We start from the raw sequence: 21,500 nt of genomic DNA on the forward strand, positions 1-21,500 counted from the left end.
AACCCCGCTCCGCCGTACGCCGCTTCCCGCCGCATGAGGGCGCGGCTCCTGGCAGGCTTCCTTTTCTGGATCACTAGATGGCGCGCGGTCGCTAGCGGCGGCCGCGCCGGTCTTGCGGTGCTGAGGGGGATGGGGGACTCCGACCCCCCTTCCCTCGCAAGGACAATCAGCCGGGGCCGTGTCCTCGCCTGCGGCTGCGGGCCGCACCACCCCGGCAGATTCCCCTTGCCCCCATCCCCTCCGCTGTTCGCCACGAGGCAGGGGTTGATGCGCGGCATCAACCCCCTTCGGGGATTGAACGACAACGGAGGACAGCGACATGGCGAAACTGACCAAGCGCCAGACCCGCAATCACGAGCAGGCCTGCGCCCTGCTGGAGAAGGACGAACTGACATTCGATGAGAAATGGTTCGTTCTGGGGAACTGGCATGAGGGCGCCAGTCATCTGAACACCGCCGCCGGGGCCTTCTTTACCCCTGTGGATCTCGCCTGCGACTTCAAGCTTGAGATCTGCGGCTCGAAGGTCATCGACCTCTGCGCCGGGATCGGCGTCTTGAGCTTCATGCACTACCACCGCCAGGCCCACGACCGGCGGCCGGAGATCACCTGCATCGACATCAATCCGTCCTATGTCGAGGTCGGCAAGAAGGTGCTCCCCGAGGCGAGGTGGATATGCGGCGATATCTTCGAGGTCTGCCGCGACCTCGGAGGCTTCGATGTGGCCATCGCCAACCCGCCCTTTGGCCGCGGCCTCAAGGCACCGGCGGCGCCCCGTTACCGTGGCCCTGACTTCGAGTTCAAGGTCATCGACCTGGCCTCCGACCTAGCGACCTTCGGCGCCTTCATCGTGCCCCAGAAATCGGCGGGTTTCGTGTTCTCCGGTGCCCCCTACTACGAGCGCCGGGAGAGCGAGGAATACCGCCGCTTTGCCCGCCAGACAGGCCTTCACCTGGAAGCCGGCTGTGGCATCGACACGACTGTTCACCAGGACAGCTGGCGCGGCGTTTCTCCCCGTTGCGAAGTCGTCTGCTGCGAGTTCCCCGATCGCGCGCCCGTGCCGGCTACTCCGCCGACGACCTTCCCCGCCCCGGGCGCCGAGCAAAAGAGCCTCCTTTGAGGCTCGCCCGGCACGGCGGCGACAGCAATGGGGCCTTACCCGAATCCCGCTACGGCCTCATTGCTGTTGATTGCTGGGGCTCGCAACCCTCGATGCTAACACTCGCTTGCAGCGCCCGTTTGACTACGATTGCAGTCGTCTAAATCTGATAATTGAGGCAAAACGGACCAGCGTGTCGGGCGCATCCACTTCGGCATCGTGCCACAACCGGACTGCTATGACCCGAAATGCCGGCCCCTTCTCCAACAACAGGCCACCGACCTTCGCCGGGCATTTCGATCTCCCTGCCAAATTCAGTGCGGTCACCGTCGTCATGTCCACTTAAAGCAGCATTGTATCGTCCACCACGAACTCCTGCCACGGAGTACAGCCTTGGTCGCCAGCTAAGGCCATTCGGAAGCCTGCGCATAGCGCCACGATCCTGTCTAATGAGAAAGGCCAAGACCTCATGGTGCGACCCGCACTGCGACCTGTCGACCGAAGCGCACCACACATATGTGCCGATCGGTTCCGGCAGAGCAGACGCCATAATGGAGAGCAGGCGTCATGCTGGAGAAGGGCGACTTGGAGGGCTAGACGACACGGAATTGGATACGGCTGGCGGTCAAGGCACTGCAGGCCGAATCCTCTGAAGACGAATCAATAAATTATGCCGGCGATTTCGGAGTAGTACCTCTTGTCGCCTGGACTCCTCAGAAGGATGAGCATGTAATGGAAGTACCTTGACTGATTAGCTGACAAAGGTCGCTTCAGTGCAAGAGAAGCCAGACGGCAGCCTTCACCGCGGTAGGCGAGTGACAGTTCGGCGTGTCCGTCATCGGTGCCGATATTGACCGCGAACACGTGCGACACTCGATGTACTGGGCTTGGTGCAGATGGCCGGCCCGTAGACATTGCCGTCATCGAAATTGCTGGTAGTCCGGTGCGCTCCGCAGAGGGGCGGATGGTGTTGCCTACTGTCGAAGCACCGACAGTGGAACCGGGAGGATGCGGAAATGAACTGTAGAAAGAACGTGAAGTCGCTGGGCGCCGCGGAGAAAGCCGCCCTCGTCCAAGCCTTCCTTGATCTGAAGAACCCATCCAAGGCCCCGAGCCAAGTTCCCGCAGCACAGGCCCGTGGCGCGACCAGTCGTTACGACGATTATGTCTGGCTCCACACGATCGTCGATACAGGAGCCCATCGCAGACCTGGATTTCTTGCTTGGCACCGCAAGTATATCGAGCTGCTCGAAAAGGACCTGCAGACCGTGTCCGGCAACGCCACGCTCGCCCTGCCCTACTGGGACTGGGCGGACGCGGCGAGCAACCCGTTCACGACTGACTTACTGGGTGGGGAGGGAGACGGGGCCGACAATCGAGTCACCACAGGCGCCTTCGCATACGCTGAAGGGAACTGGACCCTCAACGTTCCGCCCGAAGACGCCGCGAGCGTCCAACCCTATCTACAGCGCGATTCCCCCTTCACCCCCAATTCCGGCGTCGCCGTGCTACCGACCCCACAGCAGGTGTTGGACATGCTCGCCGTCACGCCGCAGGACATGACGCCATGGGACGACTCACCCAGCACCAACGGCTTTCGTAACCAGCTGGAAGGCTGGTTCGGTGCACCGCCGGTCCGCTTCCACAATGCCGGTCACGTTTATGTCGGCGGCTCCATGCTGCCCGACAGCTCGCCGAACGATCCTGTGTTCTTCCTTCATCACGCCAACGTCGACAGGCTCTGGGCGGTCTGGCAGCAGAAGCACGCGCCAGCGCTAGGCCAGATCGCGCCATACGTGCCGGGAGCCGGAGAGTCGGCCTCGCTCGCGGGCCATCGGCTGGGCGACAACATGGCGGTGTTCGGCGCATTTTTTGGCGCCAACTACATTGTCGACAGCGTCCTCGATCACAAGGCCGGCGGCTACATGTACGATACGGACATCCCGTCCGTCACCCTCGATACGCCAAGCGTCGACTTTGGCAACGTGCCCGCCGGCGCCACGACATATCACGCTGTTCGCTTCCGCGTTGAGACGGCGCGGCAAGTCCGGTTTCACATCACCGGCGGGCCATCCGGCAACTTCTCGCAGACGCCGGTCACTACCTTCACTGCGGAGCCCGTTTGCGGGGAGCCGTTCGTCTATGGATATGTCTTCGTCGCCTACACGGCGCCGAATGTAGGCGGGCCACCGGATAGCAGCTCCGTAACGATTGAGGCTTATATCACCGACACGCAGGGCTATTACGTGCCCAATCCCGGCGACGATCTCTCTCTGCTGACCGTGACGGTCGATCTTCTGGCAACACCGGTGCCGGTGCAGAAGACTGCCGTCGCCCTTGTGCTCGATCGCTCCGGCAGCATGGCGGACACGGCCACCACCAGCTCGACTGGCACGCACACGACCAAGGCTGGGCTACTGAAGGATGCGGTCTCGGTCTTCGCCGCTCTGATGCGGCCGGAGGACGGCGTCGGCGTCGTCGGATACGACGATTTGGTCGACCGGCTGCTCGACGTTGCAAAAATGGGTCCCTATTCCCCCGTCGCCGCCGGGTCCGGCCGTGCCGGGATCGATTCCATCCTCGCGGGCGTCAGCCTCGACCCGCGCGGCCTGACCGGCATTGGCGCCGCCATTCTGGAGGCGAACGACGTGCTTGCAGATGGCCAAGCGGCGGCGAGTGCACTCTCGCCACCCGATCCCTACGACGTGCTGGCGATGGTCGTCATGACCGACGGCAACGAAAACCAGTCGCCGACCATCGACAACGTATCCGGCTCGATTTCGGCCAACACATTCGCGGTCGGTCTTGGAACCGCCGGCAATGTCAGCGAGGTCGCGCTGGAGATGATCACCAAGAATAACAACGGCGACTTGCTCATCACTGGTGACATGAGCAGCGCAGTGCAGGAGTTCTTCCTGACCAAACTGTTCATTCAGGTGCTCGCCGGGGTCACCAACCAGGACATCATCCTCGATCCGCGCGCGAACCTTCTGCTGAGTTCCAAGCATCGCATGCCGTTCGATGTAACGGACGCCGACATCGAAATCGACGTCATCGGGCTGAGCCATTACCCGGCGCTCCTGGACTTCGCTCTGGAGACGCCCGACGGAACGATCATTCAGCGCGCCGACGCGGTATCGGCGGTGAACATCACCTATGTCGAGGATCGCCGGACGGCCTTCTATCGGATCAAGCTGCCGGCCCTGCCGGCCGATGCGCAGGGAAGCCACGCCGGACGCTGGCATGCGCTGATGCGATTTGACGAGAAGCGCCTTAAGGAACTTCTGGAGAAGGAGAAGCGATCGGACATCATTGAGTTCCTGCGCTCGAAGCGTCAGTCTCTCGCGTACCAGCTGATCGTGCAGACACGGTCGAACCTGCACATGAGCGCAAGCGTGCAGCAGAGCCACCACGAGCCCGGCGCCACGCTCGAGTTTCGTGCCGCGCTGGTGGAATATAATCAGCCGGTCGACCACCGCGCACAGGTGAGAGGCGAGTTGACTCGTCCGGACGGGAGCGTCACAACTCTTTCGTTTGCGGAATACGAGCCTGGCCGTTTTCGCGCGTCCACGGTGGCGAGCGTCGTAGGTGTCTACACGACGCGGATCATCGCGAGCGGTCGCACGTTGTTCGGCCGGGCATTCACGCGAGAGCAGCTCATCTCGGCCGCCGTCCACCTGGGAGCGGACTCGCCACGCGGTCCTTCGGACGGTGGCACCGGTGGCAGTTTCGACGAACGCCTGTGCAAGCTTCTGGAGTGCATCATGAACAAAGCCATCCAGCCGGAATTCGCGGTCAGGCTCAACGAACTTGGCATCAATCTTGATGCCCTGCGGGTTTGCATCAAGGAGTATTGCGCGGCGAAAGAACGAACCGCCATGCGAGAGCCGGGCGCTCCTGCGGGCGAGCGTACGACAAAGGGCTCCCCGATCGCCCCTTCAGCAACAGACCGGGCCCTCTTTGAGCGCCTCGACAAGATCGAAAACCTCTTTTCGCGGATGGCCTTCGATCGCGAGTCGGAGAGCACCGCATTGGCGATGGCGCAGATGCCGGAGAGTAAAGGAGAAGTGGCGAGTGCCGCCGACCAGGCGATCGTTCATATTCCGAGCGAAGGCTTCTATACGACGCCTATGGCAGGGGCCTCCAAGCGGTCATCGAAGAAGAAATAGCATCCCCACGACCGATCAAAACTAGGTCTTAGCGGAAATCCCGCTCAGGCCTACTTTGCATCTGGAAGCAGAGTGGAAGCAGGAGGCTGGCGTGTTACTGCTGCTGGTCATTTAAGTGAGATAGCCGAGTTGCTCGAGCGCGAGCTTGAGCGAGTACGTCCCCGTTCTGCCGACGCCCGCGCCGATCACCCTGATCGTCATCCGCTTCCTCTCCATTGCAGTTGCGCCCGGTTCCACAGCGGCCGGGTGCGTGATCACCCTGGCAGACCCGCCCTGCGGAGGCCCTCAGACCATCCCGCGAAGTCCTCTGGCCGCCAGGAGGCAAACCAATCTGACAGGTTAGACAGCCTTAAGGCGGGGGCCTGCTCCCTTAGGTGGCCGATCACCAGGGCAGCCTCGGCGTCCCGTCCGGAAATAGCGGCGCTGGCCGCCGCCACGCCCACGGCGATCGGGAAATTCGGCAGTTCGCGCATCGCACCGCTGGCCAGCGCATGCGCCTCCTCCTCGTGGCCGGCGAGGAAATGGCCCAGCACGACCACCGCCTGCATGGCGAAGGTCTGGGCGGCCGGGGGGTTAAGGCGCATCGCCGGCCACGCCTGCTCCACAGCCGTGTCCGGCTCGCCGCAGATCGCCTTGGCGAACCCGCCGCCCCGAGCGCCACTGCATCGTCCCGGCCCGGCTCGCCGCGAGCCGCGCGAGCCGGCGGGCCTCGGCCGCCTCGGCCTGGGGATCCGTTAGCCAACCGAACCCCTTGCGCTGGGCATAGCAGCGCGCCGCCATGCCCAGTGCGGCACCGAAATCGGGATCGAGCTCGAAGGCGCGTGAGAAGCTCCCCAGCGCCTCGCGGTTCGCAGTGCGGTCGAAGCGATGGAACACCACCATGCCGCGCAGGTAACCCAACCACGTCCGCCGCAAGAATCGCAGCGAGCTTCCTGTTTCCGGGCGTGAAAGTCCCTCCGAAGTGGACGCGTACACACCGTTCCGCAAACACGGCAATCATTTTCGCTGCGAACAAGGCGCGCTGCGCAGCGGTCGCTCTGACGAGGACCGCGTCGGGTCAAAAGCTGAGCTTTACATGGCTTCTATCGAAGTCGGTTAGGAGCACCAGAGGCGACATTCGCTGTAGTCGGCCCCTCCTCTCCTCCCCTGGGCCAAATCCAGTGTCTGGAGGCAGGCATCGAACCCTTACAGTCGACAAGAGACGAGAGAACTGGTCCCAGTCCCCTAGGCTGCCGGGCTGCGAACCGCGGGACCTGCAAGGCCAGGAAGGACAGGACCCGTCGGGTGGCGACGCCATCCGCCTCAGAAGCCGCATCCTCGCCGTAGTCTCTCGGGGCTTCTCTGCTGGCCGCCCGCGCCAAACGGCCTCTCCATGGCCTGATCTGACCGAAGGACGGCTGCGCCTCGATCGCCTCTGCCGCAATGGCGCCGGTTACCTTTCTTCCCCTGCCGCCCCCCACCCCACGCGACAGATCGCTTGGGGACCCCGAGGGTGCCGGCATTCCTCGCGCAGCAAGAAAGCTCTCCCGCCTGCCATCCTCCGCTGCGCTGCGGTCGCAAGCGATGCGTCGGCGATCGCCTCCGGCCTCCCGATCGCCATCGAGGCCGCAATGGTGCGGTCTCACCACAGCAGATCAAGGAGACTTAAATCATGGCTACCATCGGCACCTTCAAGAAGGCTGGCACCGAGTTCACCGGCGAGATCGTTACCCTCAGCCTGCAGACCCGTAACGTCCGCATCGTCCCCGACGCCAAGGCGAACGGCGAGAACGCCCCCAGCCACCGGATCTACGTCGGCCGCGCCGAGATCGGCGCCGCCTGGTCCAAGCGCTCGAACGAGGGCCGCGACTACCTGGGCCTCAAGCTCGACGACCCGAGCTTCACCGCCCCGATCTACGCCAACCTCTTCGACGACGAGGACGGCGACGGCTTCACCCTCATCTGGTCCCGCCCGAACCGCCGCGGCGGCGAGTGAGACCGGTGCAAGGCCCCGCCCGGCTCAGCCGGGCGGGGCCTTTCGTGTTCGGTCTGCCCCAAGACTGCCCTCAACAACACCCAGGGTAAGGGTGGGGTCGGGTGTTCAATTCACCCCGGCGGCACCATTTATCCCACTGAAATCACTATAAAAATCGGCGCCACCTCAATGCGGCGCTCTGCGCCGAAATGCGGAACACCGCACGAACATGCACGAAAAACCCGGGGAAAACCCGGGGAGGATGTTTGCTGGGTGTTCTGGATAAACGGTCAGAGCACGAGGGGCCGACTCATGGATTGGAAACTCCCGGGCCCTTGGTCCAAACCAGATAGACAGGTGGCAGATTTGACCAGAGACATGGGTACCAGACTTCACAGTGGCTGCAGGAGAGCGGCCACGCCCACAGCCATGCTGCCAGCTGGGACATGACCTTCAGCGCGCCCAAGTCGGTCTCTGTGCTCTGGGCACTTTCTGAGCTGAAAGAGCGCGCCGTCATCGACGCCACGCAGTGTACGGCTGTCATGGAAGCGATCCGCCATCTGGAAAAGGAGGCGGCCTGCTCCCGACGAGGTCAGGGTGGCAGATGCCGGGAGCAGGCCGCCGGGCCCCTATCGGCCCAGTTCGATCACTATACCAGCCGTAAACTCGACCCGCAGCTTCGCACGCACTGCTTCATCTTCAATATGGCGCCGCAGAAGGATGGTTCGTGAGGTGCCATTGTCAGCAAGTAGCTGTACAAGGCTGAGAAGGAAGTTGGCGCAGTCTATGAACTGTGCTCGCGCATGAGCTGGAGCAGCAGAGACACAGGCTGGAGCGCAAAGGCAACAACTTCCGTGTTGCAGCCATTCCAAAACACATCGAACGAGCATTCTCGAAGCGCCGTCAGGCCATCGAAAAAGCTACCAGCACACATGGCCACAACACCGAATGAGGCATGGAGGTGGCGACACCGTGCACACGCCGGGCCAAGGCAAACGCCAAACTGAGTGGTCTCTTGAACACCTGGTGATCCGAAGCCAGTGCTATGCACTTTCAGTTATCCGCCACCGTCTCGCGACATCATCGCGCAGCGCCTGCACAACAACGGCAGGAACGCCAATCGGGTCCGCCACCCTTAATGCAGCCCGAAAACAGTGTTCCCTCGCACCGGAGCGGAGTACCAACAAGAGCGATCACTTCGGAGAGTGCAGCGCGCCGTGGCGCGCGGGTGAATCGGCTTCTGCAGAGCTTATGCCAGCCCGCAGGCTCAGCTGGTATGAAGCTGAAGCTCCGTAATAAGGATCGCGACGATGAAAGAGATTGATCGCATTGCCTATGGGCAATGCTGAATTGCACCCAGAAATCCTTCTTCCATGGTGCGTTCAATCTCCACGCGAAAGACACTTTTTTTGAAAGATCGACAGCGCTTGTACTCTCGGCACTTCCAAGCAATAACGATTGAACACATTGGTAGAAAGAGGTCAATAGATGGCTAAATCAAGCTCAAAGATTGATGAGAAGGCGCTGACAAAAGGCGAACTTCGCAAGCTGAATGCACTCCGGAAATCGATTGGCGACAAGCTCGCGGAAGAAGCTTTTTCCAAGTGGTATGCCCAACAAGGCAAGGGAAATGAGGCGGAAGATCCCAATATTGAGATGCTCGAAAAGGCGCTCAATCCTCTCATCAAGAAGCTGAAAATTCCGCGTGGTGGCGCCTATGCCGTTCGCCGGGGCCGCGGCCGTTTCATCGTCGAGCCAGTAAAGCTCAAGGACTAGGTCGTGCACTCATGAACGATGATGTGCCTATGACCGCTTTCGGCAGAACATCGGACATCTGCCTGCCGGCCTTGGATGTCCCTGGTGTGCCAGGAGAAGACATTGCGCTGCGTCAAGCTCAGCTCAGAATTGCCGCCGGCAACCCAGCGGGAATTTCAGTCAGAAATTGCACCATGCCGCATCGCTACGACAAGATCCTGGGCGCTCTGGTCCTTCAGTTGCACCCCGGTCAGACCGCGCTTCAGGGCTGCCTCAATGAGCCACGCCAGCTTGGACGCGGCCACAGAATAGCCGAGACCGCCCGGCCGGATGTTGGAGACGCAGTTGCGCTCCGCGTCGTTGCGGCCTATTCGCGGCTCGAAGGTGAGGTAGGCACCGAGACTGTCCGGCGACGACAGCCCCGGCCGCTCGCCGATGAGCACCAGCACAAGCCGCGCCTCCAGGGCCCCGCCGATCTCGTCGCCCAGGGCCACACGCCCGCCGCCGGCAACGGCGACCGGCGCCAGGGACAGACCCATCTGTCGCAGCTGCGGCAGCAGGGCTTCGAGCAACGGCACGACATTGGTCTCGATGGCGGTCGACGACAGTCCGTCGGCGATCACGATCGAGAGGTCGGCGCCCGTCTGGCCAAGATTGCGGACCGCCCGGGCGCTCGCCTCGTCCAGCCGCCGGCCGAGGTCGGGACGACGCAGGTAGACGTCGCGGCGCGTCGCGGGCGTGGCGACGCAGACCGCGGCCAGGCCGAGGCCGGCCAGCTTTGCCGCCAGCGCCTCGCCATCGAAGGGCGTGTGCACCGCATCGCGCGCCTGGGCATGGGCCATGGCTATTTTCAATACCTCGGCGGTCAGCAGGCCCGAGCCGCTGCGGCCCAGCGCGATGCGCGCCGGCGTCAGCCGGCTCAGGTACTTCCAATCCTTCTGCAGAGCGGGGGTTTCCTTGCGCCGGGTCATTCAGCCAGCTCCATCGGCAGCAGCGGCAGCAAGGCGCTGTGCGGCCGAAGCTGCCCATCATGCCCGGTGATGCCCATGCGCTGGAGCCAGGCCTCGAACTCGGGCGCCCGTTTCACGCCCAGCACCTCGCGGATGTAGAGCTGGTCATGGAATGACGTGGACTGGTAGTTCAGCATCACGTCGTCCGCCCCCGGCACGCCGATGATGAAGGTGACCCCGGCAGCGGCCAGCAGGGTGAGCAGCGTGTCCATGTCGTCCTGGTCCGCCTCGGCGTGGTTGGTGTAGCAGATGTCGCAGCCGATCGGCAGGCCGAGCAGCTTGCCGCAGAAGTGATCTTCCAGTCCGGCGCGGATGATCTGTTTGCCGTCGTAGAGGTACTCCGGCCCGATGAAGCCGACCACCGTGTTGACCAGCAACGGATCGAAGGCACGGGCGAGCGCATAGGCGCGCGCCTCGATGGTCTGCTGGTCGACGCCATGATGGGCGGAGGCCGAGAGCGCCGATCCCTGCCCGGTCTCGAAGTACATGACATTGTCGCCGAGTGTGCCCCGCTTCAGCGAGAGAGCCGCTTCCCGGCCCTCGGCCAGTACCGCCAGGTCTATGCCGAAAGAGCGGTTGGCCGCCTCGGTGCCGGCGATCGACTGGAACACCAGGTCAATCGGCAGACCCTTCTCGATGAGCTCGATGGAGGTGGTCACATGGGTCAGGACGCAGGACTGCGTCGGAATGTCGAAGCGGCCGATGATGTCGTCGAAAAGCAGCGCCAGTTCTGCCATGGCGGCGGTCGAGTCGGAGGCCGGGTTGATGCCGATGACCGCGTCCCCGCAGCCGTACATCAGGCCGTCGACCACCGAGGCAGCCACCCCACGCGCATCGTCGGTGGGGTGGTTGGGCTGCAGGCGCACCGCCATGGTGCCGGGCAGGCCGATGGTGTTGCGGAAGCGGGTCACCACCACACACTTCCTGGCGACCAGGATGAGGTCCTGGTTGCGCATCAGCTTGGACACCGCGGCCGCCATCTCCGGCGTGATGCCCGCGGCCAGCGCCGACAACATCTCCGTCGAGGTCTCCTCGCCGAGCAGAAAGTCGCGGAACTCCCCGACCGTCATGTGGGAAACCGGCGCGAAGGCTTTCGCATCGTGGCTGTCGAGGATGAGCCGGGTGACCTCGTCGGTCTCGTAGGGCACAAGCGCTTCCGACAGGAAGGCCTTCAGCGGCACGTCCGCCAGGCACATCTTCGCGGCGACGTTCTCCTCGGCCGAGCCGGCGGCGATGCCGGCCAGCATGTCGCCGGAGCGCGGCGGCGTGGCCTTGGCCATCAGGTCCTTCAGATCCCGGAACACCCAGGTCTGGCGGCCGGAAGAGTTGCGGTAAGCCATCGGCGGTCCTCTCAATAACCGACTTTCTGTCCGGCCCAGCGCCGGCCAGTCCCACCAAGAGAATTTCCCCGATTGCAGGTCCGCCTCTGGAGGTGTCTCGGCCTCCGGTGCCACCCGTCCGTGCGCCTGCTTATGATTTCCGCGGCGAACCTCGCTGAGATCCGCAGGCTGTTGGCGATTACCTAAGCATCCGGCGGATTTCCTTGGCAAGCGCCTCCTAGGCGAAGCGCAGCGGCGAGCAGGCCGGCGGTGCCGGCGTGTTGCTTCGTCCATCCACGATCGCACTCACCAGGCGGGCGGTCACCGGCGCCAGCGTCAGGCCGAGATGGCCATGACCGAAGGCGAGGATGATGTCGCGGCCGCCGCGCGACGAACCAATCACCGGCAGGGAATCCGGCATCGAAGGTCGGAAGCCGAGCCAGCTCCGCTGCGGCGCGCCGAGCCCGGGGAAGAACTCTTCGGCGCCTTGCCTCAGCAGATCGATACGGCGCGGATTGGGCGGCGCTTTCAGACCCCCCAGCTCGACGGTCCCCACGACCCGCAGCCGCCCCCTCAGCGGCACGAAGTAGAAGCCGCGCCCGACCCGGCAGACGGGGCGCGATACCGGCGGCGTCTCCATGTCGTACTCGATGTGGTAGCCGCGCTCGGTGTCCAGCGGCACACGGTCGCCGGCCTGCACGGCGAGATGCCGGGAATGCGCGCCGGCGGCAATGACCACGGTCTTGGCCACGACCTCGGTCTTGCCCCCTTCCGCTGTGTCCGCCGTCACATGGACGCCGCCGTTCCGGCGTTCCAGGGCGCTCGCCGCGGCGGCCAGGATCTCCACCCCGGCGGCCGTCGCCGCAGCGGTCAACCGCTCCATGACGCGGGTCGGATCGGCGAGGCTGGCCGCCTGGGGAAAGAAGACGGCGCCTCCCTCCATTGCCGGCAGGCCGGGTTCGAGGGCCGCCACTTCCGACGGCGCCAACCGCTCCAGCGCAACACCGAGGTCATGCCGCAAGGCGGTGTCCCAGGCCGCCGCGCGCAGGGCCGAAGCCGTCTCGTAGAGATAGAGGCAGCCGTCCCGGCGCAGGAGGTCCGCGGCGCCGATGGCAGTCGTCAGTTCCTCCCAGAGCGGGACCGCATCCGCCAGCAGCTCGGCAATCGCTGCCGCGTTGCGATGCATCCGGCCCGGCGGCGATTGCCAGGCGAAACGCAGCAGCCAAGGCGCCAAGGCCGGCAGGGCGGCGGTGCGGATCGACAGCGGGCTCGCGCGGTCGAACAGCAGGGCCGGCAGGCTGCGCAGCACCGCCGGCGTTCCCACCGGCAGTACGGCGTAGGTGGCGATGGTGGCGGCGTTGCCGTAGGAGGCGCCCGCCCCCGGCACGTTCGGTTCGATGATCAGAACCTCTCGGCCGTCTGCCGCGAGACGCAGGGCGGCAGCCAGTCCGACCACGCCGCCGCCGATAACGGCGACCTCAGTCGAGCGCCGCCGGGGGACGGCGCCAGGGGATGCGGAATCAGACCTTTGCATCGACGTGGAGGTGTCCGTCGACGAGGAGGCTGTGGAGGATTTCGAGGGCGCGGCGCAGTTCCTCGCGCGAGCGGGCGGCCCCGGCATTGATGCGCACCGCATGGGGCAACAGGTCGCGGCCTATGGCGAAGGCCTCGCCGGGCAGCACGCCGACACCGGCGCGCTGGGCGGCGCTGGCGAAGGCGTTGCCGTGCCAGGGCTCCGGCAGAGACAGCCAGGCGTGGGTGGAGGTCGGACTGGCGGTCAACTCGTAGCCGGCCAGCACCTCGGCGATGATCGCCTGGCGCAGGCGCAGCTCCGCCTTCTGCTCGGCGATGACGCTGTCGACGGAGCCGTCCTCGATCATTCGCGTCGCCACCAGGTTGGTCAGCGCGCCGGTGCTCCAGCAGTTGATGCGCAGCATGGCGGCGATGTCGTCCAGCAGCCGCGGCGGCGCGACCACCGCCCCCAGCCGCAGGCCGGGGGCAACGCACTTGGAGAAACCGCTGACGTGGATGGTGATGTCGGGATCGCTGGAAACGAAGGTCGGGGGCGGGTCGTCGGCCAGCGGCCGGTAGACGTCGTCCTCTATGATCGTCACGGCGTGACGCCGGGCGATCTCCGCAATGGCGCGGCGGCGCCCGGCATCCAGGGTGATGGCCGTGGGATTGTGCAGGTTGGGCACCAGGAAGACCGCGCGCGGCGCCTGGGTGGCGCAGACGGCTTCGAAGACATCCGGACGCATGCCGCCGGCGTCCATGGCGACGGCCTTCAGGGGCAATTCCAGCGAGCGGCAGAGCGCGCCGATCCCCTGATAGGTGACGGCGTCGGCAAGGACCGTCTCACCGGGTCGAGCGATGGCTCCCAGCACGCAGGCAAGGCCGTGCTGCGCGCCGTTAGTCACCATGACCCGCGCCGGCTCGGCCGCACCGACCGCCGGGGCCAGCCACTGGGCCAGCGCCTCGCGGGCCCAGTCCGGCCCCTCCGGCGCGTGGAAATCCTGCAGGGCGGAGTAACGGGGATCGGCGGGCAGCTGCGGCAGCAGCTTGGCGAGCACGCCCAGGTAGGCGGGCGTGGCCGGGCGGTTCACCGAGAGATCGGTGAAGCCGGGCGCTTCGCTGGGCGACGACTTGAAGCTGGCCGTCGTCGCGGGGCGCGCGACAATCGAGCCGCGCCCGGGCCGGCTTTCCACCAGGCCACGCTGCTGCAACGTCGCGAAGGCCCGCGTCACCGTCGTGAGGTTGACGCCGGCCATCCGTGCGATGTCGCGCTGCGGCGGCAGACGGTCGCCGGGCACCAGCTCGCCGGAGGCGATTTTGCCGGCGATCACCTCGGCCAGCTGCTGGTAGATCGGCAGATCGCCCTGACTGATCTCGATGCGCTGGAACATGTCTGCGGCCGCCGCTCCTCGTTGTGCCCCGGCGCTTGTGCCACAAGCGGTCCGGCAAGGCAACCCGATTGTCTGACCATTGATCCTGATCCAATGACCGCCGATCGCTCTAATCCGGATATTGCGCAATAATATTTCAAAAAGTCGACAGAATTTTTGTGTTGCCAGATCCGATAGTCGATTTGTATGGTCATATAAGTGATAATAATCAAATTTGTCTGACATACAAATGTCAGGCCCCGAACAGGACGAGGAGAACAACGATGAATGCATCCAAGACAACCGGCCGGCGCGCCCTGCGGCGGATTTCGGCGGCCCTGGTGTCGGCGACCCTGGCCTCGACGCTGCTGCTGGCCGGCGCGGCCCAGGCCGAGACCCTGCGCCTTTCGACCCTGAAGCAGCCCGGCTCGGACGGCGCCAAGGCCGCCGAGAAGTTCGCCAAGCTGGTGGAAGAGCGCACCGACGGCCGCATCACGATCAAGGTCTATCCTGCCAGCCAGCTGGGCGACTGGACCGAGGTCTACGAGCAGGTCCAGCAGGGCGCCGTCGACATGGCCATGCAGCCGCTGGCCACCTCCGACGACAAGCGGCTCGCCATCACCTGGTTCCCCTACGCCTTCACCAACTACGACACGGCCAAGCAGTCGCTCTCTCCGGGCGGCGCGGTCTTCGGCATCGTCAGCGAAGCGATCTCCGAGAAGGGCCTGACGCCGCTCGGCGTCTACGGCGAGGGCATGGGCGGCGCCGGCTTCGCCAAGGCGGTCCAGGACCCCGCCAATGTGCAGCTGGATCGCAACCTGAAGGTCCGCGTGTGGCCGGGCGGCACCACGCACCGCGTGCTGCTGGAACGCTTCGGCTACAACACGGCGACACTGCCTTGGGCCGAACTCTACACCGGCATGCAGACCGGCGTGGTCGATGGCCAGATCGGCGGCACCGCGGGCATGGCCCTTGAGTCCTTCAAGGACATCACCAAGACCTGGGTGCAGTACAACGACCACTTCGAAGGTGACTGGTTCATCATCAACTCCGAGCGCTACGCCGGCCTCTCGGAAGCGGACCGGAAGGTCTTCCTGGACGCAGCGCAGCAGGTGAGCGCCGAGCGCTTCGAGCAGGTCAAGGCGGCCGACGCCAAGCATCTGGATACCATGCGCGCGGCCGGCATCGAGGTCGTCACCTTCGACGACGCGACCCTGGAACAGCTCGCCGCCGTGGCACGGCAGGACGTCTGGCCGAAGATCGCCGACGAACTGGGTGAGGAAACGCTCGCCAAGCTCAAGTCCTCCCTGGGCATGTAGTGGGCGACGACTCCGGGCCGGCCTCCAGAACCTTCCCGGGGGCCGGCCCGGCTTCTTCCCCTCCGCCCTTTCGGGAGACCTCCAATGCCCCAAGACGAGCCCCATGCGGGCGTGGCCGAAAGCGTCGCGGCCTCCGGCAGCTATCATCCCGACGGCGTGAACACGCCGTTCTTCCTGAGCGGCCCGGCGCTGAAACTGTGGAACGCCAAGCTGCGCTTGCAGCGCTTCCTGCTCCTCCTCTGCGGCGCTTCGCTGACGCTGCTGGTCACCGTTCAGGTCTTCACCCGCTACGTCCTCGGGATCTCGCTCTTCGGCATCGAGGAACTGGTCAGCTTCGTGGCCGTCTACCTCTACTTCATCGGCGCCTCCCATGGCGCCTGGGAGCGCGGACATATCTCAGCGAGCCTGGTCGAGCTGGTTCTGCCGCCGGGCAAGGCCCATGAGGCGGTCGCCGCCTTCAGCAGCCTCGTCACCCTGGTGCTTTCGGGCTGGATGGCGGTCTGGGCGTGGCAGTACCTGGCCTTCACCCTGAAGCGCGGCAGCATGTCGCTCGAAACGGGGATTCCCATGGCCTGGATCCACGGCATCATGCCGCTCTGCCTGTCCCTCATGACCCTCTACTTCGCCGCCGAGGTGCTGCAGCACTGGCACCGCCTGCGGACCGGGAGCGACAGATGAACGTCCTGGTCGTCATCGATGCTGCCGTCCTGACCCTACTGCTGATCATCGGTGTTCCCGTCCCGATCTGCTTCGCCGGGGCCGTGCTGGTGCTCATGCTGTTCGGAGACTTCGGCAGCGCTACCTTCCTGATCGGCGCAGGCTACGGCAAGCTGTCCTCCATCGTGCTGGCGGCCATCCCACTGTTCATCCTCGCCGGCGGGATCATGAGTCACGGAGGCATTGCCGCGCGGCTGGTCGACCTGGCCGACAGTTTCTTCGGCCGGGCGCGCGGCGGCCTCGGCATCGTGGTGATCATCGCAACGGCCATCTTCGGCGCCATTTCCGGCATGGCCTCCTCGGCGGTGGCCGCGATCGGCACCATCATGATCCCGCGCATGGAAGAGCGCGGTTACGACCGCGCCTACGCCACCGCGCTGGTCTCGGCCTCCGCGGTTCTGGCCCTGATGATCCCGCCCAGCGCCTCGATGATTCTTTATGGCTGGGTGACGGGCACTTCCATCCTGGCCTGCTTCCTGGCGCCGGTGATACCCGGCCTCCTGCTCTGCTGCTTCCTCGCCTTCTGGAACTTCGTGCTCACCCGCCGCATGCCCCTGGTCATGCCGGAAAAGACGACGGCGCGCCACTTCGGCCGCGAGGTGATGCAGCGGACCCGGCGCGCCGGCTTCGGCCTGGCCATGCCGCTCATCATCCTCGGTTTCATCTACGGCGGCGTTACCACGCCGACGGAGGCCGCTGCCGTCGCCGTGGTCTACGCCATCCCGGTCAGCATCTACCTCTACCGCGACATCAACTGGCGGGAGACCGGTGAAGTTTTGTGGCGCGCCGGACAGACCACCGGCGTGCTGATGGTCCTGATCTTCTTCGCCGCCATGCTGGGGCGCGTCTGGACGCTGGAGAACGTGCCGCAGCAGATCCTCGACAGCTTCCTGACGGTCAGCGAGGACCCGGCCGTTCTGCTGCTGCTGGCCAACCTCTTCCTGATGATCGTCGGCATGTTCATGGAGGACGTCAGCGGCATCCTGCTGGCCGCGCCGCTGCTGATGCCGGTCATGTCCCTAGCCGGGGTCGACCCGGTCCACTTCTCGGCCATCGTGGCGACAAATCTGGGTATGGGGCTGATCACGCCGCCGACGGCGCCGATCCTCTATTTCGCGGCCCTGATAGGCAAGGTGCCGCTGGCGCGGATGCTCACGCCGACGCTGGTCTTCGTCTTTCTGGCCTACCTCCCGGTCGTCCTGCTCACGACCTTCATCCCTGCCCTGTCGATGACCCTGCCGAGGCTGATTCTCGGCCTGCCGTAACCTGCCGGACCGTAACGATTTCAGGAGCAACCATGTCCATCCAGCGCTTTCCTCACGACTCAACTGCGGCCGGCGGCGGGCCGCCCTATTCCAAGGCCGTGCGCGCTGGTGATCTTTACTTCCTGGCCGGCCAGGTCGGCGTCGATGCGCTGGGGCGGCTCGCCGAAGGCGGCATCGCCGCCGAGGCCCGCCAGACGATCGAGAACATCGACGCGGTGCTCGCCTCCCTGGGCCTCGGCCTGGAGGACGTGGTGAAGGCCACCGTCTGGCTGACCGATCCCGCCGATTTTGATACCTTCAACGCCGTCTATCGCACCTACTTCGGGGCAGAGCTGCCCGCGCGCGCCTGTGTGCGCGCTGAGCTGATGGGTCCCTACCGCGTCGAAATCGAAGTTATCGCAGCAGCCCGCCAGGAGAAGTGAGCCGGCGCGCCGACCAAGGCTGCTACGATAACTGGTGGCGACCTGTGCAACGTCTCTTCTGGGTCAGAACCCGAATTCGAGCTGGAAGCGGAAGACGTCAGGTACTGGTTACTAAGCTGAATAAGCCAGCAGTCGTCGCCGTTGGATGTGCTCGCCGCATGTTGGATTCGGCGGCAGGGTTTAAACCCGCGCAGTCTGCGCGCAGGCTGTTCGCCCATGTCCGGCCTCAATGCCAAAAACCTTCTCCCGGAATGCTTTATTCGCGCCCTTAGCCTTCAAGTTTATGAGCCTGACGGTCGCGTCCCCTTCCATCAAGCGGTCCGGCTGACAGTCTTGCCACCCTCTCCTCCGCCAAGTCACCGCATGCCAGCATTGCTGGCGAGCTTGGCGAGGTGCTTGTGGCAGGCGGCTTCGACCAGCTTGTGGAGGCGCCGCGTGCGCCCGCCACCATATCGCTGCACGTACACAAGATTTGTTGGACGAAAGACCGGCAGGCGGCGACCAGGCCGCTCCCGAAGGGTGCATTCAATAGCTTGCCTCCGGCAGACGGAGGTTGCCGGCCAAGAGAGCAGCGACAACAAGAGAAAGCCCGATGCCGCCAACGCAGGCTTCCCAGCCGAACCGTTGGAAGACCTGGCCCAGCACGGCACTGCCCACCAGCCCGCCGAGGAAGTAGCTGGCGAGGTAGAGGCCGCTTGCAGCAGCGCGGTCGGCGGTGGCGGCGCGGCCGACGAAGCCGGTTGCGACTGCCTGGGCGAAAAAGGTGCCGACCCCAACCAACGCGAGGCCGGCCATGACCGCCTCCAGGCGCGGCAGCAACAGAAGCGGAAGCCCGAGGCCGGCGATCGCGAGGGCGGCCCAGAACGTCGGCCGTGCGCCGAAGCGCAGGGCCAGCCGCCCCGCAAAGGGCGTGGTGAGGATCGACGGCAGAAAGACGACATAGACGAAGCCGAGGCTCATCTGGCTGATGGCGATGGGCTCGCCCACCAGCACGAAGTTCACATAGGTGAAGGTGCCGATGAAGGCGAAGAGGATGCAGAAACCGATAGCGAAGCTGGCGCTTAGCGCGCGATTGCGCAGGTGCACGCCCCAGACCGCGAAGGGTGAGGCGGCCGGCTGGCCCGTGGCGGCCATCGGCTGCGCCTGCTTCAGGGTAACGTAGACCAGCACGGCGCCGGCCAGATTCAGCAAGGCGAAGAAGTAGAAGTTGGCGGCCAGCCCGAAGTGGTCGGCAATTCCGGCCGAGAACAGACGCCCGATAAAATTGCTGGCGACGTTGCCGGTGATGTAGGCGGCAAAGGCGCTAGCCGAGTCGGCCATGCTGCACCGCTCGGCCAAGTAGGCGAGCGTCAAGGTGAAGGCGGCCGCCATGCAGAGCCCCTGGGCCACGCGCAGCGCGGCAAAGGTCGCCAGGTCGGGCGCAGAGGCAAGAAGCACCGTCGGGATGGCGAGGACCACCAGGCTGAGCACGACCCCGCGGCGACGGTCGATGCGGCGGCTGAACAGGGCGACGACAAGCCCGGCAACCGCCATGCCGAAAGTGCTGGCGTTCACCGCCACGCCCATCCCCGCTGGGCTCACACCGTAGGCCCGCGCCAGCGATGGCAGGATCGCCTGGGTCGCGAAGAGGTCGACCACGGTGAGAAAGGCGGCAAGGCCGATGACCAGCAGACGCAGGGAGACCGCGGCGCTGCGGCGGCTTTCGGCGATCATCTCGGGATGGGCATGCATGACGGCAGGGCCTCTCGCAGGCAGGGCGACACGGTGTGTGGCGCCCCCGGAAGGGAGGCGTCACACCCCGGTCGGACAAGCTGGGATCACATGACGTGTTCGTCTTTGGCTTCGGTGTGGAAGAGATCGGCGGAGATCAGGACAGCGGCCTCCTTGCCGGTGTTCTTCCACCAGTGGGTCAGGCCGATGGACTCCATCGCCGCCTCGCCCGCCTTGTGGACAATCGGCACCGAACACCTGCTGCTGTACTCGGTGACCGTGCCGGAGATGATGTAGATCAGGGCGGGACGGTCACCGTGGGCATGCATCGGCACCACGCCGCCCGGCTGCACCTCCAGGCGGCGCAGGCGGAACAGGCGGTCGTTCAGCTTCACCGCTTCCTCGGAGAGGTCGATGGAGGTGAGCACCGTGTCGGTCACGCCGGCCGGCATGGTGGCGGCATCCTTCAGGGGATTGTCGGCGACCTTGTCGGCGGGGCAGCCGCCGGCGTTGGCGGGCGGCGCGGGCCGCATCCCCCCGCCCGCCGCAAAACCCGCGGAGGTCTTCCGGGCAGGAAACTCATTCATCTTTGCAGCTCCTTATCTGATGGCAGGGCACCGCGGCATCCTCCGCCGCAATGTCGACAGCGAGGATGGGGCCTGGGACTTGCGAAGAGAAATGCCGCCTGGCTGTGGTTTCCATAGCCCCCGCTTATCGCCCCCGGCCGGCGAAGAAAAGGCCCCGCTGCGGACGGGCAGCGGGACCAGTCGGGGAGGCAAGGCGGGAACAATCAAAGGTAGGAGTCGCGGATTTCGATCGAGGACTCGACACCGAGCTTGCCGAAGGCCTCGGCCAGCCAGGTCTCGGCATGGGCCCGGCCGACGTCGCGCAGATGGGTCAGGAACTCCCAGTCCGGGTTCAGCTTGCTGGAGACGCTGAGGTCACGCATGAACTCCTCGGCGGCGATGGCGTGGATGCGCATACGTTTTAGCGACCCGTCGCAGATCCTGCCCTCGTCGATCAACCGGGTGACGAAGGCGACGGCGCGCATCTCGCGCATCAACGAGGAGTTGAAGCTGATTTCATTGATACGATTGAGGATGTCGCGCGCGCTACGCGGCACGCCGCTGCGGCCGATGGGGTTGATGTGCACGATGACGACATCGGCGCTGTCGCAGTGATAGATCAGCGGATAGATCGCTGGATTGCCCATGTAGCCACCGTCCCAATAGTGCTCGCCGTCGATCTCCACCGCCTGGAACATGAACGGCAGGCAGGCCGAGGCCAGCACGGCATCGACGGTGATCTCCGGATTGGTGAAGATCTTGACCTTGCCGCTGCAGACATTGGTGGCGGAGAGGAACAGCTTCATCGCGCAGTCGCTGTGCAACCGTTCGAAATCGACGGTCTCCGCCAGCGCCTCTCGCAGCGGATTGACGTTGAACGGGTTGAACTCGTAGGGCGAGAACAGCCGCGTCATGAGGTCGAAGGCCAGGAAGGCGGGTGAGCTCTCCAGGGCGTGATTGTGCGTCAGGCGGTCCCAGGGCGTCGGCTGCAGCGGGCTGAACAGCGAGCTGTGGCTGATGCGGCGCCAGAAGTTGGTCAGCGCCGTCTTGGCGCCCTCGCGCCCGCCCTCGGTAAGGCCGTAGGCGAGAACGGCCGCGTTCATGGCACCGGCGCTGCAGGCGCTGATGCCTTCAAAGGCAATGCGCTCGTCCTCCAGCAGGCGGTCCAGCACACCCCAGGCAAAGGCGCCGTGGGCGCCGCCCCCCTGAAGGGCCAGGTTGACACTCTTCACCTCGGCCGAGGCGGACTTTGGTGATCTGGAGGCGGCGCCCGAGGCGGTACTGCGGTAGCGGGTGGCGGTGACCATGGCTCTTCT

Annotated in this window: 20 protein-coding genes and 1 tRNA gene; 11 read left to right on the forward strand and 10 right to left on the reverse strand. The window is 65.1% G+C overall.

The window, feature by feature from the left end; translation table 11 throughout:
- The first annotated feature begins 319 nt into the window (after positions 1 to 319).
- Positions 320 to 1,117 (forward strand): methyltransferase, encoded by a 798-nt coding sequence (locus H7X47_RS20940; RefSeq protein ID WP_193370684.1) that lies wholly within the window; start codon positions 320 to 322, stop codon positions 1,115 to 1,117.
- A 995-nt stretch (positions 1,118 to 2,112) separates the two neighbouring features.
- Complete coding sequence (locus H7X47_RS20945; protein WP_193370685.1) at positions 2,113 to 5,265, forward strand: tyrosinase family protein; 3,153 nt, start codon at positions 2,113 to 2,115, stop codon at positions 5,263 to 5,265.
- A gap of 111 nt (positions 5,266 to 5,376) precedes the next feature.
- Here the strand turns inward: H7X47_RS20945 and H7X47_RS20950 are convergent, their stop codons facing one another.
- The 3 genes from H7X47_RS20950 to H7X47_RS20960 are packed head-to-tail and all read right to left on the reverse strand — an operon-like array spanning position 5,377 to position 6,165.
- Positions 5,377 to 5,466, reverse strand: a complete 90-nt coding sequence (locus H7X47_RS20950; RefSeq protein WP_227010663.1) for a sulfotransferase — start codon at positions 5,464 to 5,466, stop codon at positions 5,377 to 5,379.
- 53 nt (positions 5,467 to 5,519) lie between these two features.
- On the reverse strand, positions 5,520 to 5,849 hold the full coding sequence (locus tag H7X47_RS20955; protein WP_193370686.1) for a hypothetical protein: 330 nt from the start codon (positions 5,847 to 5,849) through the stop codon (positions 5,520 to 5,522).
- Complete coding sequence (locus H7X47_RS20960) at positions 5,839 to 6,165, reverse strand: hypothetical protein (RefSeq protein WP_193370687.1); 327 nt, start codon at positions 6,163 to 6,165, stop codon at positions 5,839 to 5,841. The genes H7X47_RS20955 and H7X47_RS20960 overlap by 11 nt, the downstream gene beginning before the upstream one ends.
- Positions 6,166 to 6,916: 751 nt before the next feature.
- Here H7X47_RS20960 and H7X47_RS20965 point away from each other — a divergent pair.
- From H7X47_RS20965 to H7X47_RS20985, 5 genes are all read left to right on the forward strand, one after another.
- Complete coding sequence (locus H7X47_RS20965; RefSeq protein WP_193370688.1) at positions 6,917 to 7,240, forward strand: DUF736 domain-containing protein; 324 nt, start codon at positions 6,917 to 6,919, stop codon at positions 7,238 to 7,240.
- 17 nt (positions 7,241 to 7,257) lie between these two features.
- Positions 7,258 to 7,367, forward strand: a tRNA-OTHER gene (locus H7X47_RS20970).
- A 253-nt stretch (positions 7,368 to 7,620) separates the two neighbouring features.
- Complete coding sequence (locus H7X47_RS26185) at positions 7,621 to 7,950, forward strand: relaxase domain-containing protein (RefSeq protein WP_193370734.1); 330 nt, start codon at positions 7,621 to 7,623, stop codon at positions 7,948 to 7,950.
- A 62-nt stretch (positions 7,951 to 8,012) separates the two neighbouring features.
- Positions 8,013 to 8,171 (forward strand): relaxase domain-containing protein, encoded by a 159-nt coding sequence (locus tag H7X47_RS26575; protein ID WP_193370689.1) that lies wholly within the window; start codon positions 8,013 to 8,015, stop codon positions 8,169 to 8,171.
- Between the two features lie 536 nt (positions 8,172 to 8,707).
- Entirely contained in the window at positions 8,708 to 8,995 is a 288-nt protein-coding gene (locus H7X47_RS20985) for a hypothetical protein (RefSeq protein WP_193370690.1), read from the forward strand.
- Positions 8,996 to 9,150: 155 nt separating this feature from the next.
- On the opposite strand, the gene eutC is transcribed toward H7X47_RS20985, so the two are convergent.
- The 4 genes from eutC to H7X47_RS21005 form a co-directional block, all read right to left on the reverse strand.
- Entirely contained in the window at positions 9,151 to 9,945 is a 795-nt protein-coding gene (gene eutC / locus H7X47_RS20990) for an ethanolamine ammonia-lyase subunit EutC (protein WP_193370691.1), read from the reverse strand.
- Entirely contained in the window at positions 9,942 to 11,324 is a 1,383-nt protein-coding gene (locus tag H7X47_RS20995) for an ethanolamine ammonia-lyase subunit EutB (protein ID WP_193370692.1), read from the reverse strand. Before H7X47_RS20995 ends, eutC begins: the two co-directional genes overlap by 4 nt.
- Before the next feature lie 217 nt (positions 11,325 to 11,541).
- Positions 11,542 to 12,939: an NAD(P)/FAD-dependent oxidoreductase gene (locus H7X47_RS21000; RefSeq protein WP_322096521.1), complete on the reverse strand. Its 1,398-nt coding sequence runs from the start codon at positions 12,937 to 12,939 to the stop codon at positions 11,542 to 11,544.
- On the reverse strand, positions 12,824 to 14,206 hold the full coding sequence (locus H7X47_RS21005; RefSeq protein ID WP_193370694.1) for an aminotransferase-like domain-containing protein: 1,383 nt from the start codon (positions 14,204 to 14,206) through the stop codon (positions 12,824 to 12,826). Before H7X47_RS21005 ends, H7X47_RS21000 begins: the two co-directional genes overlap by 116 nt.
- Before the next feature lie 263 nt (positions 14,207 to 14,469).
- Between H7X47_RS21005 and dctP the strand changes: the two genes are divergently transcribed.
- The 4 genes from dctP to H7X47_RS21025 all read left to right on the forward strand — a co-directional run bounded on the left by dctP (position 14,470) and on the right by H7X47_RS21025 (position 17,908).
- On the forward strand, positions 14,470 to 15,504 hold the full coding sequence (gene dctP, locus H7X47_RS21010; RefSeq protein ID WP_193370695.1) for a TRAP transporter substrate-binding protein DctP: 1,035 nt from the start codon (positions 14,470 to 14,472) through the stop codon (positions 15,502 to 15,504).
- Positions 15,505 to 15,588: 84 nt separating this feature from the next.
- On the forward strand, positions 15,589 to 16,182 hold the full coding sequence (locus H7X47_RS21015) for a TRAP transporter small permease (RefSeq protein ID WP_193370696.1): 594 nt from the start codon (positions 15,589 to 15,591) through the stop codon (positions 16,180 to 16,182).
- Complete coding sequence (locus tag H7X47_RS21020; protein WP_193370697.1) at positions 16,179 to 17,486, forward strand: TRAP transporter large permease; 1,308 nt, start codon at positions 16,179 to 16,181, stop codon at positions 17,484 to 17,486. Before H7X47_RS21015 ends, H7X47_RS21020 begins: the two co-directional genes overlap by 4 nt.
- 32 nt (positions 17,487 to 17,518) lie before the next feature.
- Positions 17,519 to 17,908, forward strand: a complete 390-nt coding sequence (locus tag H7X47_RS21025; RefSeq protein ID WP_193370698.1) for a RidA family protein — start codon at positions 17,519 to 17,521, stop codon at positions 17,906 to 17,908.
- Between the two features lie 525 nt (positions 17,909 to 18,433).
- Here the strand turns inward: H7X47_RS21025 and H7X47_RS21030 are convergent.
- The 3 genes from H7X47_RS21030 to H7X47_RS21040 all read right to left on the reverse strand — a co-directional run bounded on the left by H7X47_RS21030 (position 18,434) and on the right by H7X47_RS21040 (position 21,491).
- A complete protein-coding gene (locus tag H7X47_RS21030) occupies positions 18,434 to 19,639 on the reverse strand; it encodes an MFS transporter (RefSeq protein WP_193370699.1) in 1,206 nt (401 codons plus the stop codon).
- Positions 19,640 to 19,725: 86 nt separating this feature from the next.
- Entirely contained in the window at positions 19,726 to 20,205 is a 480-nt protein-coding gene (locus tag H7X47_RS21035; RefSeq protein ID WP_193370700.1) for a cupin domain-containing protein, read from the reverse strand.
- Between the two features lie 203 nt (positions 20,206 to 20,408).
- The gene (locus H7X47_RS21040) at positions 20,409 to 21,491 is read right to left on the reverse strand and encodes a patatin-like phospholipase family protein (protein WP_193370701.1); all 1,083 of its coding nucleotides are present in this window, start codon (positions 21,489 to 21,491) and stop codon (positions 20,409 to 20,411) included.
- Positions 21,492 to 21,500 lie beyond the last annotated feature (9 nt).

This window comes from Pelagibius marinus (genome assembly GCF_014925385.1).
GTDB classification, from domain to species: Bacteria; Pseudomonadota; Alphaproteobacteria; order Kiloniellales; family Kiloniellaceae; genus Pelagibius; species Pelagibius marinus.

Bases quoted from the DNA above. Each gene is read 5' to 3' on its own strand.
- H7X47_RS21020 (WP_193370697.1), top strand. From the start codon at position 16,179: ATGAACGTCCTGGTCGTCATCGATGCTGCCGTCCTGACCCTACTGCTG.
- dctP (WP_193370695.1), top strand. From the start codon at position 14,470: ATGAATGCATCCAAGACAACCGGCCGGCGCGCCCTGCGGCGGATTTCG.
- H7X47_RS21035 (WP_193370700.1), bottom strand. From the start codon at position 20,205: ATGAATGAGTTTCCTGCCCGGAAGACCTCCGCGGGTTTTGCGGCGGGC.
- H7X47_RS20950 (WP_227010663.1), bottom strand. From the start codon at position 5,466: ATGACGATCAGGGTGATCGGCGCGGGCGTCGGCAGAACGGGGACGTAC.
- H7X47_RS21025 (WP_193370698.1), top strand. From the start codon at position 17,519: ATGTCCATCCAGCGCTTTCCTCACGACTCAACTGCGGCCGGCGGCGGG.
- H7X47_RS21000 (WP_322096521.1), bottom strand. From the start codon at position 12,939: ATGCGGTGCGCATCAATGCCGGGGCCGCCCGCTCGCGCGAGGAACTGC.
- H7X47_RS21040 (WP_193370701.1), bottom strand. From the start codon at position 21,491: ATGGTCACCGCCACCCGCTACCGCAGTACCGCCTCGGGCGCCGCCTCC.
- H7X47_RS20955 (WP_193370686.1), bottom strand. From the start codon at position 5,849: ATGCGCCTTAACCCCCCGGCCGCCCAGACCTTCGCCATGCAGGCGGTG.
- H7X47_RS21015 (WP_193370696.1), top strand. From the start codon at position 15,589: ATGCCCCAAGACGAGCCCCATGCGGGCGTGGCCGAAAGCGTCGCGGCC.
- H7X47_RS20945 (WP_193370685.1), top strand. From the start codon at position 2,113: ATGAACTGTAGAAAGAACGTGAAGTCGCTGGGCGCCGCGGAGAAAGCC.
- H7X47_RS20995 (WP_193370692.1), bottom strand. From the start codon at position 11,324: ATGGCTTACCGCAACTCTTCCGGCCGCCAGACCTGGGTGTTCCGGGAT.
- H7X47_RS21005 (WP_193370694.1), bottom strand. From the start codon at position 14,206: ATGTTCCAGCGCATCGAGATCAGTCAGGGCGATCTGCCGATCTACCAG.
- H7X47_RS20940 (WP_193370684.1), top strand. From the start codon at position 320: ATGGCGAAACTGACCAAGCGCCAGACCCGCAATCACGAGCAGGCCTGC.
- eutC (WP_193370691.1), bottom strand. From the start codon at position 9,945: ATGACCCGGCGCAAGGAAACCCCCGCTCTGCAGAAGGATTGGAAGTAC.
- H7X47_RS20965 (WP_193370688.1), top strand. From the start codon at position 6,917: ATGGCTACCATCGGCACCTTCAAGAAGGCTGGCACCGAGTTCACCGGC.
- H7X47_RS21030 (WP_193370699.1), bottom strand. From the start codon at position 19,639: ATGCATGCCCATCCCGAGATGATCGCCGAAAGCCGCCGCAGCGCCGCG.
- H7X47_RS20985 (WP_193370690.1), top strand. From the start codon at position 8,708: ATGGCTAAATCAAGCTCAAAGATTGATGAGAAGGCGCTGACAAAAGGC.